Origin of the sequence: Clostridium sp. YIM B02555 (assembly GCF_022320955.1) — a bacterium.
Lineage (GTDB): Bacteria > Bacillota > Clostridia > Clostridiales > Clostridiaceae > Clostridium > Clostridium saccharoperbutylacetonicum.
Map to the genome: position 1 here is coordinate 1 of NZ_JAKJJY010000003.1, position 19,991 is coordinate 19,991.

The window sequence follows — 19,991 nt, forward strand, 5'->3', positions numbered from 1 at the left end:
AAAAGGCAGCTATGCTGCATATGAGAACATTTTATGCAGGCGAATATGATTTGTTTTTTATTCTTTTCTTATAAATAACTCAATTAAATAGCCTTTTTCATATATTATCAACAGATTTTACTGTATTATAAATTCCTAAAGAATAAAAAAATAATATTAAGGGAGATGAATTTATGTATGCACATGAAATTGACTATAAAATTTATGGGGATGATATGCAATACGTTGAGATCGAGCTTGATCCAGCAGAAACAGTAATAGCTGAAGCTGGTTCTATGATGATGATAGATCCAAATATACAAATGGAAACTATATTTGGAGATGGTTCTAAACAGCAATCAAATGGTTTTATGGATAAGCTTTTTTCAGCAGGAAAAAGAGTACTTACAGGGGAAAGCTTATTTATGACAGCCTTTACAAATGCAGGACAATTAAAGGAAAAAGCATATTTTGCAGCACCATATCCAGGAAAAATTCTTCCTATGGATTTAAGTTTATTAGGAGGAAAACTAATTTGTCAAAAGGATGCATTCCTTTGTGCAGCTAAAGGAGTATCTGTTGGTATAGATTTTAGAAAAAAATTAAGTGTAGGCTTTTTTGGTGGAGAAGGGTTTATTCTTGAAAAGTTAGAAGGAGATGGAATGGCTTTTATTCATGCTTGTGGTGCAATAGTTGAAAGAGACTTGGCATTGGGTGAAACTTTAAAAATAGATACAGGTTGCTTAGTTGCCATGACTCAAGGAGTACATTATGACATACAATTTATTGGAGGAATTAAAAATACACTATTTGGTGGAGAAGGAGTCTTCTTTGCCACAGTAACAGGGCCAGGCAAGGTATGGATTCAAAGTTTACCATTCAGCAGATTAGCAGAACGTGTATTTTCAGCAGCACCAAGTGCAGGTGGTAGTAGAAAAGAAGAAGGTAGCGTACTTGGAATGATTGGCAATATTTTCGATGGTGATAATTAATTCAAATGTATATAATACATAATACAGTATATTTCTAGAGTTTTACAAAAATGTACTATTAGAAAATTAAGCAGTAGTTTAGAATAAACTACTGCTTATTATATATTTTACCAGTCACTTGAACCTGAACTGCTACCTGAATCCCAACTAGATGATGAATCAGAACTTGAACCAGCATCCCAGCTAGAAGTTGAAGTATCTGAGCTTGAATTAGAATCCCAAGAGGAAGAGGAATCATTTGAATTACTGTCACCCCAACTGCTTGTACTAGAATCAACATTCCAATCGCCAGAGGTATAAGTTGCATTATTAGAGTCATTATTATGTGATCTATCTGATTCTCTGTAATCATCAGAATACTCATGGTTATGATGGTGATGATGTTCTGAATCTGATAAAATACTGCCCATCATCATTCCTTCTACAAACTTATCATCATTGTTATTTATTATAGTTGTATGGTTAACTGTTGAATTACCATTTGGCATATATGGATCATTATATGACCTATTTGATGAGTTATAACCAGTATTATTACTATTATTATTAAATGAAGAGTATGAATTGTTAGAGGTTTGACCTTTCTTCATATTAGCAGAACGAAAAGATTCATCCTCCGAGTCCATATATGAATCTAAATTATTGTCTTGAGCAAATTGCTTTTTTCTCTTTTCATAATCGCTATTAATTTTACGTCTTATTATAAAAAAGGTTATTCCACCAATTATTGCGATAATAATTATTGTACCAAATATGCTTCCACTACTAGTCTTGTGTTCGACTTTAGTAGAATAATCATCTTTAACAACTTGAGCTTTGCCTGATTTTACAGCCTTAGTTGTAACTTTTTCATCAAGAGCTTTTCCAACCTTAATGATTCCAGCATCAAAATTGTTAGCTTTAAAATCTTGGTTTGGAAGAGATACAATATTGTCTATATCTGAGCTTGAAAGAATACTGTTTGCTTTTGAACCTACTAAAAGCTTATTTTTTTTATCTCCAATTGAACTTACAAATAAAATGTATTGATCTCCGCTTATATTTGATTTTGCATATTGTTTAGCATAATCATCAATACTTTTACCACCCAAAGATTGAACTAAATCAAATTTAACTGTTACTTCTGTGTTCTTTTCTATTTTTGCTAAGTTGTCTTCAACAGTATTAAGTGTTTCTTGTTTTAAAACTTTAGCATCATCTACAATATATTTTCCAGAGGCACTAACACCAATTGACAATAGAAATATGAATAGAAGGTTTAATAAAAAAATCTTTCCTATTTTCATAAATATTTCTCCTTTTACTTAAAAATCTTTTTCAATTTTTGATGTTTAAATTATTTTATGTAGTATAAATTTACCATAACAAATACATTATAGCATATTTTGAAAATGTTATACTAATATAAATAAGATAAAAATACTAGAATATTTTGCTTTTAAGCAGTTTATCCTAGTATTTTTTATAGAGATATTACGTATTTTATTAATACATAAAGAAACCAAGTATTACTATAGCTGAAAATAATATACTTAGTAATAAACCAATTATTGATGTAACTAGACCTGCTAGAGCAATTTTAAAGCCATCACGTTTTTGTACAATGCTTATAATTCCTAAAATAATTCCTGTGATGCTGGTAATTATTGAGTAGATCAAGAGCCAACAAAGCACTAAAGAAATAATTCCAAATACTAGTGATGCTACAGCTAGGCCATTATTTTTTTTTGAAAATTGATTTGTTACTATTGCTTTTTGGGATTCTTTAATTATATTGTTGCTATCTGTATTCATAACATTTACCTTAAAATTAATATAATATTGATGCCAAAGCGAATAAAATTAATAATTGAATTACAGTACAAGCTACAAAAGATCCTATCACTTTACCATTCTTTTTTTGAATTCCAAATTGAATATAAAGCATACTCCCCAAAATACCAACAAGAAGACTAAGTAATCCAGCAATCAAGTATCCACCTAATATACTTAAACCTACAAAGATCCATACCCATGAAGCTACATTACTAACTGGTTCATATGGTTTTTGGCTTCCAAGAAAAGTACCGTTTACAGCTAAATCAGCTTTGTTTCCTATTACTACTAATTTGCAGTCTGTATTACCAAAGGTAATACCATAATCAATTACATTAATAAACATGTTTGATGATTTTGCTTTATATTTTTCACCATCAACAATAATTTTTCTTGTAATTCCAGCCTTATATTGAATTACATGTTTAACCCCATCAACATCAACTTCCCACTTTTTCATTTTTTTCCTCCCTAATAATTATATTTTCCAGTGAAATTATACCATGATATGATTATTTGTGCAAAAATCTTAGATAAAGTAAAATATATGTGTTTTTTTGAAAATATTCTAATTAAATTTTGCAACTATTTTACATTTTATATGAAAATTATAGTATATAATGGAAATATATCGTATAAATTAAAATTTACTAAAAGATGATAGAGTATTAGGGGGAAGAATATTGAAAATAAATATATTGATTGTAGAAGATGATGAGGCTATTTCTAATTTAATAAAAATAAATTTGAATATGGCTGGTTATGGAAGTAAGCAGATATTTGATGGAGTAGAAGCTTATAATTTATTAAAAGAGGAAGCTTTTGACTTAATACTTATGGATATTATGCTGCCAGGTATGGATGGCTTTGAATTAATGGAGAAAATAAGAGAATTAAATACACCAGTGATATTTTTGACAGCCAAAAATGGACTGGCTGACAAGGTTACAGGTTTAAAATCAGGTGCAGAAGACTATATTGTAAAACCTTTTGAAACTGTTGAGTTATTAGCGAGGATTGAAGTGGTTTTGAGGAGATATTCTAAAAATAATGATTGCATAGAATTTAAAAATTTGAAAATATATGAAGATGAACGAATAGTAAAAAAAGCTGATGAGATAATTGAACTTACTCTTAAAGAATTTGAACTCATTCTAATGCTAGTAAAAAATAAAAATATAGCCTTATCTCGGGAATATTTATTAGAAAAAGTATGGGGATATGAATACATGGGTGAAACAAGGACAATAGATACCCATATTCAAAAACTTAGAAAGAAATTAGAGATAACAGAATATATAAAAACTGTATATAAAATTGGATATAGATTAGAGGAGTAACAGATATGAAGTTATGGCAAAAAATATATCTTTTTTCCTTATTATTACTTATATTTACGTTGAATATTGCAGGATTTATATTAATTCAAAAGTTACATAATGATTTATTAGAAAAAGAAGTTGATAAATGTCTTGCAGAACAAAAGTTTATTGTTACAGAATTTAATATTAATTCTTTGGCTTTGCAAAAAGTATATTATTTAGATTCTTCTCCCGATATTAATATGTCAATAAGCGCTTTGATGGGAGAATACAAAAGTTTGATTAATCCTGAAGCTGATGAGCATGGGAGAGTAGAAATTTTAGATCAGAAAAATAAAATATTGTATTCAGACTTGGAATTTCCTGTTTCAAAGGAAAAACAGGAATTAGAAGCCCTTTCAGAAGGAAAAACCAACTATATTATTCGTACATTGGAGGGAAAGCAATTTTTATATGTAAGTAGCTTGGTTGAAGTATATAATACTCCATTAAAAATACTCTACTCTAAAAATATTTCTAACATATATAAAGAAAAAATGAATCAATATGTACTATTTATGAAATTGGATCTTCTTATTTGTACTATTTTTGCTGTTTTTATGTATTTTATAAGTAGATTAATAACAAAACCAATAAATACATTAATAGCATCAACTCAAAAAATATCGTCAGGAAAATACTCTGAAAGGGTAAAGCTTAAATCAAAAGATGAATTTAATATGCTTTCAAATAATTTTAATTTGATGGCACAGACAATAGAGGATAAAATAAATGAATTAGAAATATCTAATATTGAAAAAGAAACTTTTATAAATAATTTAACTCATGAACTTAAGACGCCATTAACTTCTATTATTGGATATGCAAATTTAATTAGAACCTCAAAATATGATGAAGAATTATTTTTTGAAGCAGCAGATTATATTTATAAGGAAGGAAAAAGACTTGAAAAGATGGCTTTTAAGATGATGGATTTAATATATGCAAAAACTCAGGAAATTGAGCTATTGCCTGAAAAAATAATGCCAATAATAAAAGAAGTAGAAAAATCTTTTCAAGTTAAACTTGAGGAGAAAAATATTGAATTAATTATTAAAGGGGAAGATTGCATATTTGATATGGACAAGGACTTAATTAAGATGACACTATGCAATTTGATTGAAAATGCAATTAAAGCTTCTGAAAGTAACTCTAAAATATATTTAAAAGTATCAGTTTTAGAAAATAAGACTTATATCTCTATATCTGATTTCGGTTCGGGAATGGCTAGAGAACATTTAGGCAAAATATGGCAGCCGTTTTATGTTGTTGACAAGGCAAGAAGTAGAAAAAGTAATGGAGCAGGGATAGGACTTTCTATTTGTAAGAAGATAGTGGAAGTTCACAATGCAGATATTGAAATCAATAGTGAATTAGGAAAAGGGACAGAGGTAATTTTAATTTTTTATAACTAAAATAAATAATTTATTCAAAGGATAAGTTTTACAACTATTTTACAATTGAAATAAACTTCTGAGACATTCAAATTTTATAATTAAAGAGTGATAAGTACTTATTCACAAATGAATATTTTAAATATGTGGAGGAATCATTATGTTTTCAAAAAAAATAATTGCAGCTTTAGCAGTTGTAGGAGTAACAGCATCTGCTAGTGCTCTAATTGGTCAAGTTGATATTAAAGGAGCTTTTGCTGATACAGTGAAACAAAATGTTGTTTATACTAAAGAGGATACTTCAAAGGACCAACAAGATGATGGTACTGGTAAAGTAACTGGTGCAGAAAATGATGCTTATAAACAGAAATCTTTAGAAATTTTAAAAGATTATTTTAACATAACAGTTGAAGAAAATGATAATTTTAAGTTTAGTGCAGGTATATTAAATGAAAAGACTTTGGATGCTATAAAAATTCAAGAAAAAAAATGGATACAGGAAATGTATGATAAAAAGGAAATTTCAAAAGAAGAATGTGATAAGAGATTAGCCTTCGCTGAAGAAAATGATAATGGACTTAAAGAGAGGGTACAAAAAATAAAACATGGAATGGTTCAAACTGGTTGGATTGATGATAATAAAAGTTATTTTTTTGATTTTAATGAAAATACTAAGGAAATTGATACTGTAACGGTTAGTGAAGGATATATGGATAAATCTAAGACTAAGCTAACAATTAGTCAAGATCAATTAAAGAGTACAGCTGAAGAGTTCATTAAACAACACAAATTAGGAAATATAGAAAAGCCTAAATGCTTACTTGTTGAAAAATATCATGTTTTTTATATTGATGAAAATGATTCTTCTAAAAAAGTTGAGGTATTCGTCAGTCCATTTACAGGTAAAGTTGATGGCTTTTCAGTAGGGACGTATGCAGATTATGAGTATGAAATAGCAACAAATGAAAAATAAAAAATTATATATAAGATAGCATGTAATATTCTTGATTTAAAATCCAGTAGAAACTTTTTGGGGTTTCTGCTGGATTTGTTTCATATTAAGGTTTTTTAAGCATACCAATGTCAATCAATTACATTTTATGATATATTAATAAATATATGATATCTTTACTATAATTAAAATTTGTATATTACATAAAGGGAGGAAAGTTGTTTTGTGGAGTATTTTGGGAATAAAAGAGACAAAAGATAAACTAGAGATAAAGGAAGCATATATGAGAAGGCTTCAAAAGATAAATCCAGAAGATGATGAAGAAGGGTTTAAAAGATTAAGGGCAGCTTATGAAGAAGCTTTGAAATTTGCTGATTATGTTGAAAATTCAGAAGAGGAAGATATGACACCAATTGGAATTTGGGCTAAGAAAATTAGGGAATTGTATAATAATTTTTATTCAAGAATTAGTGAGGATGCATGGAGAGAGTTATTAGAAGATGAGGTTTGCTTTGCCATTGATTCTAGAGAAGAGGCAAGTAATAAATTACTTGAATTCCTAATGGATTATTTTTACGTACCTAAAAATATCTGGCTTTTGTTTGATGAATATTTTTCTTGGAGTGAAAAAATAGAAGAACTGTATAATGACTTTCATGAGAATTTTGTTAACTATGTCAGTGATAAAATAAATCCCAATTATAGTGAGAGTTTAAATTACTATTCCTTTGAAGATATTGAGGATAATAAAGATTATGATGCATGGATAGCTTTATTTTTCAAAATTCAAAGAGATTTGAATAATAATGATTTTGAAGAAGCTAAAAAGGATTTTGAAAATATTGAAGAATACCATATAAATCACCCTTCACTTGAATATTGGAAAGTGAGATATTATCTTATAACAGAAGATTATGAAAATGCAAGACAAAAAGGAGAAGCTTTATTAAAGAAATGTCCAAATGAAACTTTTGCTCTTTATGGAATGGGAGAAGTTGAGTGGCAGAGTAAAAATTTTGATAAAGCAAAGGAATATTATAGTAAGTGTATTGAAATAAATCCTAATGAGTATAATTCAAAAGTTGGACTAGCAGACTGTTTTTTAGAAACTGATAATTTAGATGAAGCTGAAAGGCTGTTTGAGGAAGCATTGGATGTTAACAGCTATGATGATTATGTAAGGGAAAGACTGTATGTTTTATATGATAAACGTATAGAAGAATTTGAAGCAAAATGTGCTGAAAATCAAGAAGATCTAAAAACTAAGCTTCAGTTAGGCTGGTACTATTATAACAATGAAAAATATGATGAAATTATAAAGTTGTGTGAGAGTTTTAAGCCTAATGAAGATGATGAGAATCAATATTATGATTTAAGCAGCAGAGCATACTTTTCTAAAAACAACTATGATAAAGCTTTAGAATATCTTGATAAATGGCAGGAAAATTTACTTGCCGAGGAAGATGGAAATGAATATAAGCAGCAAGAGTTAGAAATGGTTTATTACCAAAAGGGACGAATATTTTCTACTAAAGAAGAGTATGAAAGTTCTCTAGATTTTTACAATAAAGTTTTAGAAATAAATGAAAATAAAATATCTGCATTAAATAATAAGGGGTTTGTTTTGAACAAACTTGGTAGATTTGAAGAAAGTATTGTGGCTATTGATAAAGGCTTGGAAATAAACAACAATGATGTTTTTCTTCATATGAATAGGGCCGAGGTTTTATTTAATTTAAATTATTATAGAGAAGCTATGGATGAAGCTAATATAGCAATAAATATTTATCAATATTATACTAAACCTTATTTAATTAAAATGAAAATATTTAACATTTATGAAGAATATGAAGAAATGCTTTCAATGGCAGAAGAATTAGAAAAATATAATATAGCAAGTGAAGAAACTAATCTTTATAAAATAAAAGCATTAAGTAATAGCAATAAAAGTGAAGAAGCTGAAAAGTTAGCTATAGATATGTTAGAAAATAAAGAAAGCGATTTAGTCGATAAAATACTGTTTGAGCTAGCTATTATATACTATGACAGAAGTTTATTTGATAAGGCATTAGAGTATATAAATAAAGCCGTTGAAAATTCAAATAATGAAGAGGAATATTTATATTTTAGAGCCTCAACTTATAGATACTTAGGATCTTTTGGCCTTGCAATTAAAGATTATGAAACTATTATAGATGCAAATAAAGAAAATCCAAGATACTATCCATTCTTAAAGAAGGGACAAATTTTTGAGGAACTCAGAGAATATGAAAAAGCCTTGGAATGTTATAAGGAAGTCTTAGCATTAGATCCAGAAAATCGTACAATTAATAATTCTATAGGAGAAATGTATGATGCTCTTGATGATTATGATAATGCTTTAGATTACTATAACAAGCAAATTGATATGGAAAAAGGTGCATATTACTATTTAAACAGAGGTCTCCTTTATGCTAGAAATGGTAAATTTGATGAAGCAGAGGATGATTATAGATGTGCAATTGAGTTAGAACCGGAAAATCCTTATGGATATAACAGTCTTGGATATCTTTATGAAAGAAAAAATGAGCATGAAAAATCTATACCATATTATAAACAAGCAATAGAAGCAGATGTAGATAAAAGAGACTTAAGGTTCTATAGAAATATAATTGCGTGTTATAAAAAGTTAGATGAGAACGAACTAGCTTTAGAATATTATGATAAGGCAATTGAAGACTATAGTGATGATGATGAACTTTATTATAGAAAAGCTAAACTGTTAAAGAAAATGAAATTATATAAAGAAGCTATTGAAACTTATTTAAAAGGAATTGAAGTTCATAAAGAGCAAGAAGAAACTAAAATAAATATTTTAGAAGATTTTTATGATGAAATTAGCAGTGCATATAAATCAATGGAAGAATATGATAGGGCAATAGAATGGTCTAAAAAGGCATTGGAAATAAATCCTGATTCAAAATATGCGTATGAGAATATGGGAAGAATTTATGATGATCTAAAGGATTATGAAACTGCTATAAAATATTATAAGCTTCAAGTTGATATTGATAAGGAAAAAGGTATTAATTATTTATTAATTGCTACAGCTTATAAAGAACTTGGAAATAAAGAAGAAGCTAAATTAAATTATTTAACCTCACTTGCAAAATTCCATAAGGTTGAAGACAAAACTCCTTTTGAATATAGCAATATCGGAAGCTGTTACAATGGTTTAGAGAATACAAGTAAAGCTATAGAGTATTTGGAAATGGCAATTAATTCAGAGCTGTGTGAACATTGTAACTTTAAAGAATGCTATGATGCTTATTATGTTTTTGGAGAACTTTACGAAAGAGAAAAAGAATATGAAGAAGCATTAAAGTATTATAAAAAAGCATTAAATGTGAACAATGAAGATAAATCAACTTTAGAAGCAATAGAAAGAATCGAAAAATTATTAAAATAAGAATTTAAGGAGATATTTATGATAATAGGAATTGACTTAGGAACAACGAACAGTTTGGTTTCTTATTTTTCAGAAAATGGTCCGGTAATTATACCAAATAGGCTAGGAGAAAATTTGACACCTTCAATTGTGAGTATTGATGAAGATGAACAAATATATGTTGGACAAGTTGCTAAAGAAAGAAAAATACTTTACCCTGATTTTACTGCAGAAGTATTTAAAAGAAGTATGGGAACTCAGAAAAAATATAAATTAGGGAAAAAGGAATTTTTAGCAGAAGAATTATCTTCATTTGTTATTCGTTCCTTAAAAGAAGATGCAGAAGAGTTTTTAGGACAATCAATAACAGAAGCTGTAATAAGTGTTCCTGCATATTTTAATGATTCACAACGAAAAGCAACGGTTAGGGCTGGTAAGCTTGCAGGATTAAAAGTTGAAAGAATGATTAATGAGCCAACAGCAGCTGCTATAGCATATGGGTTGCACAATAAAAAATCTAATACTAAATTTTTAGTTTTTGATTTAGGAGGAGGAACCTTTGATATTTCAGTATTGGAAGTCTATAAAAATATTATGGAAGTCAGGGCAGTAGCAGGAGATAATTTCTTAGGTGGAGAGGACTTTACTGATATTTTATTCAATATGTTTCTTAAAGAAAAGGAGCTTGATGAAAATTCATTAGATAGAAAAACTTTGGCACATGTAAGAAAACAAGCGGAACTATGCAAGTTAGGTTTTTCAAACGGAAAAGTTTCTTTAATGAAATGCAAAATTAATGATGAGTTAATAGAGTATGAAGTAACACTTGAGGATTATGAAAAATCTTGTCAGTTATTACTATCTAAAATAAGAAAACCTATAGAAAGAGCACTTGGAGATGCAGCAATAAAGGTTAAGGAAATTGAAGAGATTATTTTAGTTGGAGGTGCAACCAAGTTACCTATAGTTAGGAACTTTGTAGGTAAATTATTTGGTATGCTGCCTAATACTAATATTAATCCAGATGAAGCAGTAGCCTTAGGAGCATCAACTCAAGGTGCAATGAAAGAAAGAAATGAAGCAATAAGAGAAATAGTATTAACAGATGTATGTCCATATACACTTGGAACTAATGTATCTGTTCAAAGACAAGGAAATTACTATGAATCAGGACATTTCTTCCCGATAATTGAAAGAAATACGGTGATTCCAGTAAGCAGAACTGAAAGACTCTATACAGTTTATGATAATCAATCTGAAATTAGAATAGAAGTTTTGCAAGGTGAAAGTAGATTGGCTAAGAATAATTTATATCTTGGGGAAATTGTAGTTCCAGTTCAAAGAAAGAAGGCAGGGGAAGAGGCTATAGATGTAACCTATACTTATGATATAAATTCTATATTAGAGGTTGAAGTAACAGTAGTGTCTACAAAATTGAAAAAAAGAATTATAATTCAACAAGATGGAACTAATATGACAGAAGAAGAAATCGAAGAAAGGCTAGCAGAACTAAAGGAATTGAAAATTTTACCTAGGAATAGAGAAGAAAATAAATTGTTGTTATCTAGGGGAGAGAGATTGTATGAAGAGAGTTTTGGGGAAATAAGACAAGAAATAGATGTATGCATGAGAAAATTTGAAGACATACTAGACAAGCAGGATAAGATTCAAATTGAAGAAGCAGCTGGAGAACTAAAAGCTTTCTTTGACGAAATTGAAAGTATAGATTTGCTTTGGTAGCTGAAATGTTATTTAAGTTAAAATGGTAGATAAAAAGTTCTAAATAAAATAGTTTAAAACATACTATATGTATTGTTTTGAACTATTTTATTTTATGATATTAATACCATTGTTATAAAGCTATTATTGTGGTTTGATATATGATTAATTATTGGGAATAATCTCTTGGATCTTTTGTCGTCTAGTTTTGCCAATTAAAAATATGCCTATGCCTAGTAATATGATTATTGATCCAAGAATTTGATTATAAGAAATAGATTCACCAAGAATCAAATATGCTAATATACAGGTACCAACTGGTTCACCTAATATGCTCATAGAAATAGTTGAAGCATTTAACCACTTAATCAACCAGTTTAAAACTGTTTGGCCAAGTATTGTCGAAATGAATGCTAAGCCTAGGAAACATAGCCAATCAGATTGTTGATAGCCTATAAGTGGATATCCTAATATAACGGAATATCCTATTAAGAATACGCTGCTGCTCAAATAACAAATAAAAACATAAACCACTAAAGATAATTCCTGTCTTATACTTTGTCCAATAAGAAAGTAAGCTGTAATGACACCAGCAGCTAATAAAGCAAGTAAATCTCCAAGTAATGCTATACCACCAATTTGAAAATCTCCTAAACCTATTATGCAGCTACCTAATATAGATAATAAACCGCCAAAGAGTGATAATTTTTTTAATTTCTCACCAAAGAAAAAATAGCTTCCAATAAAAGCAAATAAAGGCTGCATAGTAACAAGAACTGTTGAACTAGCAACTGAAGTATAGCGTAAGGATTCAAACCAAAGTATATAATGTATTGCAAGAAAAATTCCAGAAGAAAAAACTGCACCTAATTGTTTGAATTTTAATTTTTTTATTTCTAAAATATATTTTTTATTAAAAATGACTACTGGTAGTATCATCAGTGTGGAGAAAAGCAATCTATATGTGGCTATAATGGGAGTAGGTGCTGCTGAAAGTTTTACAAATATTGCAGATGTAGAAATTGCTAAGACTCCAAAAAATAATAATAAGTAATGGATAAATTTATGTGAATTATTCAAAATACAACGTCCCTTCTAGAAAAATATTGATCATAATATCTCATATAATCAAATCAGAATTTTTTATTTAATTATAATTCCATCTACAAAAGTGTAACCTCATTTTCGCAAAAGTTCAACTGTAATTACAATATTATGCTATAATTTACTTAAAGATATATTATTTTTAGGAAGTGAACGGATGATTGAAACAGATAGATTAATTGTTTGTCCAATAAAAGAAATTGACTATGATGATATTTGTGAATATGGTTGTGATGAAGAAACTGGTAAATATATGATACATTGGCCAAAAACAAAAGATGAAATAAGTAATTTTATCAGTGATTGTATTTTCTTTATGAGTTCAGAAAATCCAGCATGGTATGAATTTGTTATAAGACTAAAAGAAACTTCAAAGGTTATTGGAAATGTTAGTTTAATTATTAAAAATTCCGAAGCAGAAATAGGGTGGATTTCAAATAAGAAGTTTTGGAATAATGGTTATATGAGTGAAGCAGTAAAGGCAGTAATTAAAGAAGCCTTTAATAATTTATCTGTAAATAGGATAATAGCAACTTGTGCAGATATGAATATTGGCTCATATAAAGTTATGGAAAAGTGTAGTATGAAAAGATTGGATTTAGAGAAGAATTATAAAGCAACAAGAAGTGGAAATGAAAAAACTTATAGTAAATTGACATATGTTATTGACAGAGGAGCTATTTGAAATGAAAAATTATTATAAGGATGAGGCAATTGAAACCTTGATGCTGGCCGTATCTTATGAAGGTAGAGTTAATTGCTTTTCTCCTAAAAGTTAGATGGAGAAAAACTCAATAACACTAATTCGTCCTATGGTTATATACCTGAAGCCAGCATAGCAAGTGTTGCTTTAAGTTAGGGTTAAATCAAATTTATATCATATTGTTCAAGTAAAGTTAATATTGTATTATTTGGTTTAGCCTCTGTAATTATACCGTGAAAATCAGTTATATTTGAGAAATTGAAAATTCCATCTAAGTTGAATCTCTCGTTTGGTGCTAAGAGAAATAATTCTTTAGATATTTTCATAATTGCCTTTTTAGTGCCAACATCTTCAGAGCTACCAGTACTAATAGCTCCATCTCGAAGATCCATTCCACTGCAGCCTATAAAAGCTTTATTACAACGATAAAGTTTTATTTGTTCAGTTGAGTGGAAACCTATGTTTCCGCCTACAAGAGGACTATATTCCCCACCTATAAAGATTAAGTGCACCTTTGAATCTAGACTTATCATTGATGAAATCTCAACCATATTTGTAATTAAAGTGATTTTTCTATTATTTTCTGTAATTAGTTTTGTAAGCATATAGGATATGCTAGAGGCATCTAAAAAAATAGTATCATTTTCATTTATTAGTTCATAAGCCTTTTTCGCTATTACTTCTTTTAAATCTATATTTTTTTCTACTCTTTTGAAAAAGCTCTCACCATTTACTATAGTGCGCGTTATGTTAATTGCACCACCATAAGTACGCTGGAGCAAGTTGTTTTTTTCTAGAACTTGAAGATCTTTTCTGATCATGCTTTCACTTACTTTAAATTGTAAACTTAAATCTTTTACTAATACTTTCCCATCTTGTTCAAGCATATCTAAAATATGCTTGTGTCTTTCTTCAATAAACATAATTTCCTCCAACATATTCTCATTTATTTCTATTTTAACAATGAGAATGTTAAAATGCAATTAAATTAATTGACAAATCTCATTAAACAAAATAAAATGATACTAAATGATAACAAATTATACTAAACGAGAATGAATTGTGTTGGGAGATGAGGAAAATATGAAAAAAGCAGTATTTTTTGATATTGATGGAACTTTACTTGATTGTATAAATGGAATAATGGATATTACACCAAGAGTAAAGATGGCTATACGTAAATTGCAGGAAAAAGGAGATTATGTATTCATTGCAACTGGTAGGCCATATGCTTTTCTTAGTAATGCCTTGCTTGATTTTGGATTTGATGGCTTTGTGCTTACAAATGGTTCATATGTAATACTTAACAATAAGTGTTTATATAAAGAAGCAATTGATAAAGAAGTTATTATAGAACTTACTTCAAATTTTGAAAAACATGATATTGAATATATACTACAAGGTGAGAAATATTCATATATAAAAGATGAACATAAAAAGTTACATTCATTTTATGATACTTATAGTATATCTAAAAAGTATCTGGAGGGAAATTACAAAATTGAAGATGTTGATATATACAAGATAGAAATGTTATGCGAAAATACACATGGAATAGATTATTGCTTATCTCTTGAAGATAAAAGTTTTAATTACATCTATAACTCAGAAGATGGTTCTTTTGAATTATATTCAAAAAGAAGTTCCAAAGCTTCTGGAATTTTAAAAATATTAGATTTCTTGAATATTCCTTTAGAGAATAGCTATGCTTTTGGTGATGGAAAAAATGATATAGAAATGTTGTCAACGGTTGGATGCGGAATAGCTATGGGAAATGCAGACGATTACGTAAAAGGTTATGCAAAAAAAGTTACAGATACAGTTCAAAATGATGGAGTAGCGTTAGAAATAGAAAAATTTATTTTATAGTTTAATATAAATCATAGTTTAAGCGTAATAACTGCTCGTCAATTTACGAGCAGTTATTTTTAAAATTATATTGGTAAAATTAATATTTTTTGATTTAAATCACATTCTAATAAATAGATAAAAGTTATAATAGAGTCAGAAGTTAAGTTAAATAATAAGGCTTCTAAATATGAGATATTAAAGTTCTCATAATAGGCAAGGAGGAAATAATTATGTTTAAACAATGGGAAGGCTTTAAAGAAGGAACTTGGCAAGAAGGAATAGATGTAAGGAACTTTATACAAAAAAATTATAAATTATACGAAGGTGATTCAAGCTTCTTAGAAGATAAAACTGAAAAGACAAGTAAAGTATGGGAAAAAGCATATGCTCTTATAGTTGAAGAGGTTAAAAAAGGAATAATTGATGTTGCGACAGATAGAGTATCAGGAATTGATAACTACGAAGCAGGATATATTGATAAAGACAATGAAGTTATAGTTGGACTTCAAACAGATGCACCACTAAAGAGAATAGTAAATCCATTTGGTGGACTTAGAATGGTTCAAAGTTCCTTAAAGGAATATGGCTATGAATTAGATCCAGAAATAGAAAAGCATTTTTCTAAGTATAGAAAAACTCATAATGAAGGGGTTTTTGATGGATATACTAAAGAAATCAGAGCAGCAAGAAGTGCAGGCCTTTTAACAGGACTTCCAGATGCATATGGAAGAGGAAGAATAATCGGGGACTATAGAAGAGTAGCTCTTTATGGAATTGATTATTTAATAGAGGAAAAGAAGATAGATCTAGATAATTTAAATGGAGATATGCTTGATGAATTAGTAAGAAAAAGAGAAGAAGTATCAATGCAAATCAGAGCTTTAGGTGAAATTAAATCTATGGCAGCTAAATATGGAATAGACATATCAAAACCAGCTGCAAATGCAAAAGAAGCAGCACAACATTTATATTTTGGATATTTAGCAGGAATTAAAGAAAACAATGGAGCAGCAACTTCTTTTGGAAGAACTTCAACCTTCTTAGATATATATCTTGAAAGAGATCTAGAAGCAGGAGTTATAACAGAAAAAGAAGCTCAAGAAATTGTAGATCAATTAATTATAAAATTAAGATTGGTTAGGCACTTAAGAACTCCAGAATACAATGAATTATTTGGTGGAGATCCTACATGGGTAACAGAATCAATTGGTGGAATGGGGATCAATGGTAAATCACTTGTAACTAAGAACTCTTTTAGATATCTTCATACTTTAATTAATCTTGGAACTTCAGCAGAACCAAACTTAACAGTTTTATGGTCAGATAAATTACCAGAAAACTTTAAGAAGTATTGTGCAGAAATTTCAATAAAAACAGATTCTATTCAATATGAAAGCGATGAAGTTATGAGACCAGTTTATGGGGATGATTATGCCATAGCATGTTGTGTATCAGCAATGAAGGTTGGTAAGCAAATGCAGTTCTTTGGAGCTAGAGCAAATATAGCTAAATCTCTTTTATATGCAATCAATGGTGGAGTAGATGAATTAAAAGGGATTAAGGTTGTACCAGGAATTGAACCTATAAAAGACGAGATTTTAGACTTTAAGAAAGTTAAAGAAAATTATAATAAGGTATTAGAATATGTTGCTAAGGTTTATGTAGACACTATGAACATAATTCACTTTATGCATGATAAATATGCTTATGAAGCAGGTCAAATGGCACTTCATGATACAGCAGTAGAAAGATTAATGGCTTTTGGTATTGCAGGTCTTTCAGTAGCTATAGATTCCTTGTCAGCAATAAAATTTGCAAAGGTTAAGCCAATCAGAAATGAAGCAGGTATAACAGTAGACTTTGAAGTTGAAGGGGATTTCCCTAAGTACGGAAATGATGATGATAGAGCAGATGATTTAGGTGTTGAATTAGTTACTAGATTCTCAAATGAACTTAAGAAACATCCTTTATATAGAAATGCAAAACACACATTATCAGCATTAACAATAACTTCAAATGTTATGTATGGAAAGAAAACAGGAACAACTCCAGATGGAAGAAAGAAAGGTGAACCATTAGCACCAGGAGCAAATCCAATGCATGGAAGAGATATAAATGGAGCATTAGCATCACTAAATTCAGTGGCTAAGATACCATATAATGAAATCTGTCAGGATGGAGTTTCAAATACTTTTTCAATAGTACCAGATGCCTTGGGAAAAGATGAAAATCAAAAAATTACTAACTTAGTAGCAATACTAGATGGGTATTTTGTACAAGGAGCACATCACTTAAATGTTAATGTTCTTAACAGACAAACTTTGATTGATGCAATGGAAAATCCAGATAAATATCCAACTTTAACAATAAGAGTTTCAGGATATGCTGTTAACTTTAGCAGATTATCTAAGGAACAACAATTAGAAGTTATAAGTAGAACTTTCCATGAAAGCATTTAAGGCAGTTAACAGTTGAGGATGAAATCTCTACGGGATTTCTAAAATATATACTTAAGAAGAAAAGCTTTCAGCTTTTCTTCTTGCACTTTAGATAAATAACTGTAAATTGTAACTTGTAAACTGTAGCTTGACATAATTAACTGTAACCTGTAAATTGTAAACTATAGAAGGGCGGTGATTAATGTGGCGGTAGGAAAAATTCATTCAATAGAAACAATGGGACTTGTAGATGGACCTGGAATTAGAGTTGTTGTATTTTTGCAAGGTTGTGCTTTACGGTGTAAGTTTTGTCACAATCCTGATACTTGGGCTATGAATGGTGGAGAAGAATATACTCCAGAGCAATTAGTGAAAAAAATAGAAAGATTTAAATCCTATTTTTCAAGCAGCGGAGGAGGGGTTACCTTTTCCGGAGGAGAGCCGCTAAGACAACCAGAATTTTTATTGGAATGTTTAAAATTATGTAAAAGCAAAGGTATAAACACTTGTATAGATACTGCAGGATATGGCTTTGGTGATTATGATGAAATTTTGAAATATACTGATTTAGTTTTATTTGATATAAAGCATATTACTAGAGAAGGATATAAGAATATCACTTTAATGGAAATAGACGAATCTTTAAATTTTTTAGAAGCTATGAAAAGAAATAATACTAAAATGTGGATAAGACATGTTGTTGTTCCTGGAATAACAGATGGTGTGGAGCATTTAAAAGAATTAAAGGAATATGTAGATACAATACCTAATGTTGAAAAAGTGGAATTACTTCCGTATCATTTACTTGGAAAGAATAAGTATGATACTTTGGAAATAAAATATCCTCTTGAAGGTGTAAAGGCAATGGATAAAGATTTACTTAAAAAGTATCAAAAAGAAATATTCGAGAAATAATAATTTAACTGACAATGGAGGAATAGATTGTGAATAATCAGTGTATGAATTGCTGCAATAATTCTGTAGGTCAGTTTTGTGCAAGTAAAGTTCCAATATTTGAAAATTTAAATGATGAAGAAATTATAGAAATTGCAGATATTATAGAACATAAGGAATTTGCAAAGGGAGATACTATTTTTATAGAAGGAGATGTTGCTAAGACCTTATATTTTATAAATCAAGGAAAGATAAAATTATATAAATATACGAAAGATGGAAAAGAACAAATTTTACATGTACTTTCTGGGAGAGATTTTTTCGGTGAATTAGAGCTTATAAAACCATCTAAATATGGATTTAATGCTAAAGCAATTGAGAATTCAAAAATATGTACTATTACTAAAGATGAAATGAGAGCCATAATGATGAGGAATCCGGAAATTGGAATAAAAATTCTAGAAGCTGTTGCAGAAAGGCTAGCGAGAATTGAAAGTCTAGTTCAAAATCTTGCAACTAATGATGTGGATTCAAGAATGGCTTATTTATTAATTGATTTAGCAGAAAAATATGGTGAAAATAAAGATGGAAAAATATATATTAAATTACCATTATCAAGAGTAGAAATGGCAAATTATATTGGTGTTACTAGAGAAACCATAAGTAGAAAACTAAAAAAGCTTGAAGTTGAAAAACTAATTGAAATAATAGGAACAAAAACAATTGTAATCCTTGATAAGGACGGATTACAAGATTATATTTAAAGTAAAAGTTCATTATTACATTTGTAGTAGTGAACTTTTTATTATAAATATCCAAATCAAGAATTAGATATATGCAACAATTACCGAAATATGATACATTTATCTTCCGCAGGACTAGTGAAATTTTCGCTGGAAGGTTCTAAATGTGGGCTTGTCGTCATTTTAGCGTGTTCCAGATGTAAAATCCCCAAGGAGAAAGTTCATGTTTCCAAATATAAAAGCTCAAGGGAGAAAGTTCGTGTTTCCAAATATAAAATTTGGACACTTACTTTTTGGACATTCACTTTTGGACAAGCTGAAAATGAAACAAGCCCACATTAATACCCTTCAACAGCTCAATTTCACATGCCTGCTCCAGAAAAAAATGTATCATATTTCTAGTGAAGTGTTACGGTTATAATTTCTCAATTATGCATGTATATTACATTTATAAGTTTGGTTATTCATTTGGATATCTATATTAATGTATATGAAAGTATAGAATTTCATAAATCTGAGAGACTTATGAAACCTAGGGTTATTGAAGAGGAATGATTAATAATGAATGATGAAGGAGCAAAGCTCCAAGAAGAAAGTTAATGTAGTCAAATTCAAGATT

General features: G+C 29.0%; 16 protein-coding genes and 1 pseudogene. 12 read left to right on the top strand and 5 right to left on the bottom strand.

All coding sequences use genetic code 11. From position 1 onward, the window contains the following. The first annotated feature begins 173 nt into the window (after positions 1–173). Positions 174–971, top strand: a complete 798-nt coding sequence (locus L3B98_RS05505; RefSeq protein ID WP_077362623.1) for a TIGR00266 family protein — start codon at positions 174–176, stop codon at positions 969–971. 107 nt (positions 972–1,078) lie between these two features. On the opposite strand, the gene L3B98_RS05510 is transcribed toward L3B98_RS05505, so the two are convergent. From L3B98_RS05510 to L3B98_RS05520, 3 genes are all read right to left on the bottom strand, one after another. After that, positions 1,079–2,257, bottom strand: a complete 1,179-nt coding sequence (locus L3B98_RS05510; protein ID WP_238915909.1) for a TPM domain-containing protein — start codon at positions 2,255–2,257, stop codon at positions 1,079–1,081. A gap of 199 nt (positions 2,258–2,456) precedes the next feature. Then, positions 2,457–2,765, bottom strand: a complete 309-nt coding sequence (locus tag L3B98_RS05515) for a DUF4190 domain-containing protein (protein ID WP_015392574.1) — start codon at positions 2,763–2,765, stop codon at positions 2,457–2,459. Positions 2,766–2,781: 16 nt separating this feature from the next. After that, positions 2,782–3,246 (bottom strand): hypothetical protein, encoded by a 465-nt coding sequence (locus tag L3B98_RS05520; RefSeq protein WP_015392575.1) that lies wholly within the window; start codon positions 3,244–3,246, stop codon positions 2,782–2,784. Positions 3,247–3,469: 223 nt separating this feature from the next. On the opposite strand from L3B98_RS05520, the gene L3B98_RS05525 reads away from it, so the two are divergent. From L3B98_RS05525 to L3B98_RS05545, 5 genes are all read left to right on the top strand, one after another. Continuing rightward, the gene (locus L3B98_RS05525; protein WP_015392576.1) at positions 3,470–4,126 is read left to right on the top strand and encodes a response regulator transcription factor; all 657 of its coding nucleotides are present in this window, start codon (positions 3,470–3,472) and stop codon (positions 4,124–4,126) included. Positions 4,127–4,131: 5 nt separating this feature from the next. Continuing rightward, positions 4,132–5,562, top strand: a complete 1,431-nt coding sequence (locus L3B98_RS05530) for a HAMP domain-containing sensor histidine kinase (protein ID WP_238915910.1) — start codon at positions 4,132–4,134, stop codon at positions 5,560–5,562. A gap of 139 nt (positions 5,563–5,701) precedes the next feature. Further along, complete coding sequence (locus L3B98_RS05535; RefSeq protein ID WP_238915911.1) at positions 5,702–6,514, top strand: hypothetical protein; 813 nt, start codon at positions 5,702–5,704, stop codon at positions 6,512–6,514. Positions 6,515–6,716: 202 nt separating this feature from the next. Next, the gene (locus tag L3B98_RS05540) at positions 6,717–9,941 is read left to right on the top strand and encodes a tetratricopeptide repeat protein (RefSeq protein WP_238915912.1); all 3,225 of its coding nucleotides are present in this window, start codon (positions 6,717–6,719) and stop codon (positions 9,939–9,941) included. A gap of 18 nt (positions 9,942–9,959) precedes the next feature. Then, a complete protein-coding gene (locus L3B98_RS05545; RefSeq protein WP_238915913.1) occupies positions 9,960–11,660 on the top strand; it encodes a molecular chaperone HscC in 1,701 nt (566 codons plus the stop codon). Positions 11,661–11,804: 144 nt separating this feature from the next. Here the strand turns inward: L3B98_RS05545 and L3B98_RS05550 are convergent, their stop codons facing one another. Further along, positions 11,805–12,719 (bottom strand): DMT family transporter, encoded by a 915-nt coding sequence (locus L3B98_RS05550; protein WP_015392581.1) that lies wholly within the window; start codon positions 12,717–12,719, stop codon positions 11,805–11,807. A 181-nt stretch (positions 12,720–12,900) separates the two neighbouring features. Between L3B98_RS05550 and L3B98_RS05555 the strand changes: the two genes are divergently transcribed. Together L3B98_RS05555 and L3B98_RS29070 are read left to right on the top strand one after the other, a co-directional pair. Next, positions 12,901–13,428 carry a GNAT family N-acetyltransferase gene (locus tag L3B98_RS05555; protein ID WP_238915914.1) on the top strand — a complete coding sequence of 176 codons (528 nt, stop codon included), beginning with the start codon at positions 12,901–12,903 and terminating at the stop codon, positions 13,426–13,428. A 10-nt stretch (positions 13,429–13,438) separates the two neighbouring features. Further along, positions 13,439–13,519, top strand: a pseudogene (locus L3B98_RS29070) (tRNA 2-thiocytidine(32) synthetase TtcA); the annotation flags it as partial. An 85-nt stretch (positions 13,520–13,604) separates the two neighbouring features. Here L3B98_RS29070 and L3B98_RS05560 read toward each other — a convergent pair. After that, positions 13,605–14,369, bottom strand: coding sequence for a DeoR/GlpR family DNA-binding transcription regulator (locus tag L3B98_RS05560; protein WP_015392583.1), 765 nt, complete (start codon positions 14,367–14,369; stop codon positions 13,605–13,607). 160 nt (positions 14,370–14,529) lie between these two features. Here L3B98_RS05560 and L3B98_RS05565 point away from each other — a divergent pair, with 160 nt between their 5' ends. The 4 genes from L3B98_RS05565 to L3B98_RS05580 all read left to right on the top strand — a co-directional run bounded on the left by L3B98_RS05565 (position 14,530) and on the right by L3B98_RS05580 (position 19,393). Beyond that, on the top strand, positions 14,530–15,315 hold the full coding sequence (locus tag L3B98_RS05565; RefSeq protein ID WP_238915915.1) for an HAD family hydrolase: 786 nt from the start codon (positions 14,530–14,532) through the stop codon (positions 15,313–15,315). A gap of 212 nt (positions 15,316–15,527) precedes the next feature. Continuing rightward, positions 15,528–17,756: a formate C-acetyltransferase gene (gene pflB / locus L3B98_RS05570; protein ID WP_238915916.1), complete on the top strand. Its 2,229-nt coding sequence runs from the start codon at positions 15,528–15,530 to the stop codon at positions 17,754–17,756. A 183-nt stretch (positions 17,757–17,939) separates the two neighbouring features. Next, positions 17,940–18,650 carry a pyruvate formate-lyase-activating protein gene (gene pflA / locus L3B98_RS05575; protein ID WP_238915917.1) on the top strand — a complete coding sequence of 237 codons (711 nt, stop codon included), beginning with the start codon at positions 17,940–17,942 and terminating at the stop codon, positions 18,648–18,650. A 29-nt stretch (positions 18,651–18,679) separates the two neighbouring features. After that, the gene (locus tag L3B98_RS05580; RefSeq protein ID WP_015392587.1) at positions 18,680–19,393 is read left to right on the top strand and encodes a Crp/Fnr family transcriptional regulator; all 714 of its coding nucleotides are present in this window, start codon (positions 18,680–18,682) and stop codon (positions 19,391–19,393) included. Positions 19,394–19,991 lie beyond the last annotated feature (598 nt).

Coding starts and splice junctions, on each gene's coding strand:
- L3B98_RS05505 (WP_077362623.1), top strand. CDS start 174: ATGTATGCACATGAAATTGACTATAAAATTTATGGGGATGATATGCAA.
- L3B98_RS05510 (WP_238915909.1), bottom strand. CDS start 2,257: ATGAAAATAGGAAAGATTTTTTTATTAAACCTTCTATTCATATTTCTA.
- L3B98_RS05515 (WP_015392574.1), bottom strand. CDS start 2,765: ATGAATACAGATAGCAACAATATAATTAAAGAATCCCAAAAAGCAATA.
- L3B98_RS05520 (WP_015392575.1), bottom strand. CDS start 3,246: ATGAAAAAGTGGGAAGTTGATGTTGATGGGGTTAAACATGTAATTCAA.
- L3B98_RS05530 (WP_238915910.1), top strand. CDS start 4,132: ATGAAGTTATGGCAAAAAATATATCTTTTTTCCTTATTATTACTTATA.
- L3B98_RS05535 (WP_238915911.1), top strand. CDS start 5,702: ATGTTTTCAAAAAAAATAATTGCAGCTTTAGCAGTTGTAGGAGTAACA.
- L3B98_RS05545 (WP_238915913.1), top strand. CDS start 9,960: ATGATAATAGGAATTGACTTAGGAACAACGAACAGTTTGGTTTCTTAT.
- L3B98_RS05555 (WP_238915914.1), top strand. CDS start 12,901: ATGATTGAAACAGATAGATTAATTGTTTGTCCAATAAAAGAAATTGAC.
- L3B98_RS05560 (WP_015392583.1), bottom strand. CDS start 14,369: ATGTTTATTGAAGAAAGACACAAGCATATTTTAGATATGCTTGAACAA.
- L3B98_RS05565 (WP_238915915.1), top strand. CDS start 14,530: ATGAAAAAAGCAGTATTTTTTGATATTGATGGAACTTTACTTGATTGT.
- pflB (WP_238915916.1), top strand. CDS start 15,528: ATGTTTAAACAATGGGAAGGCTTTAAAGAAGGAACTTGGCAAGAAGGA.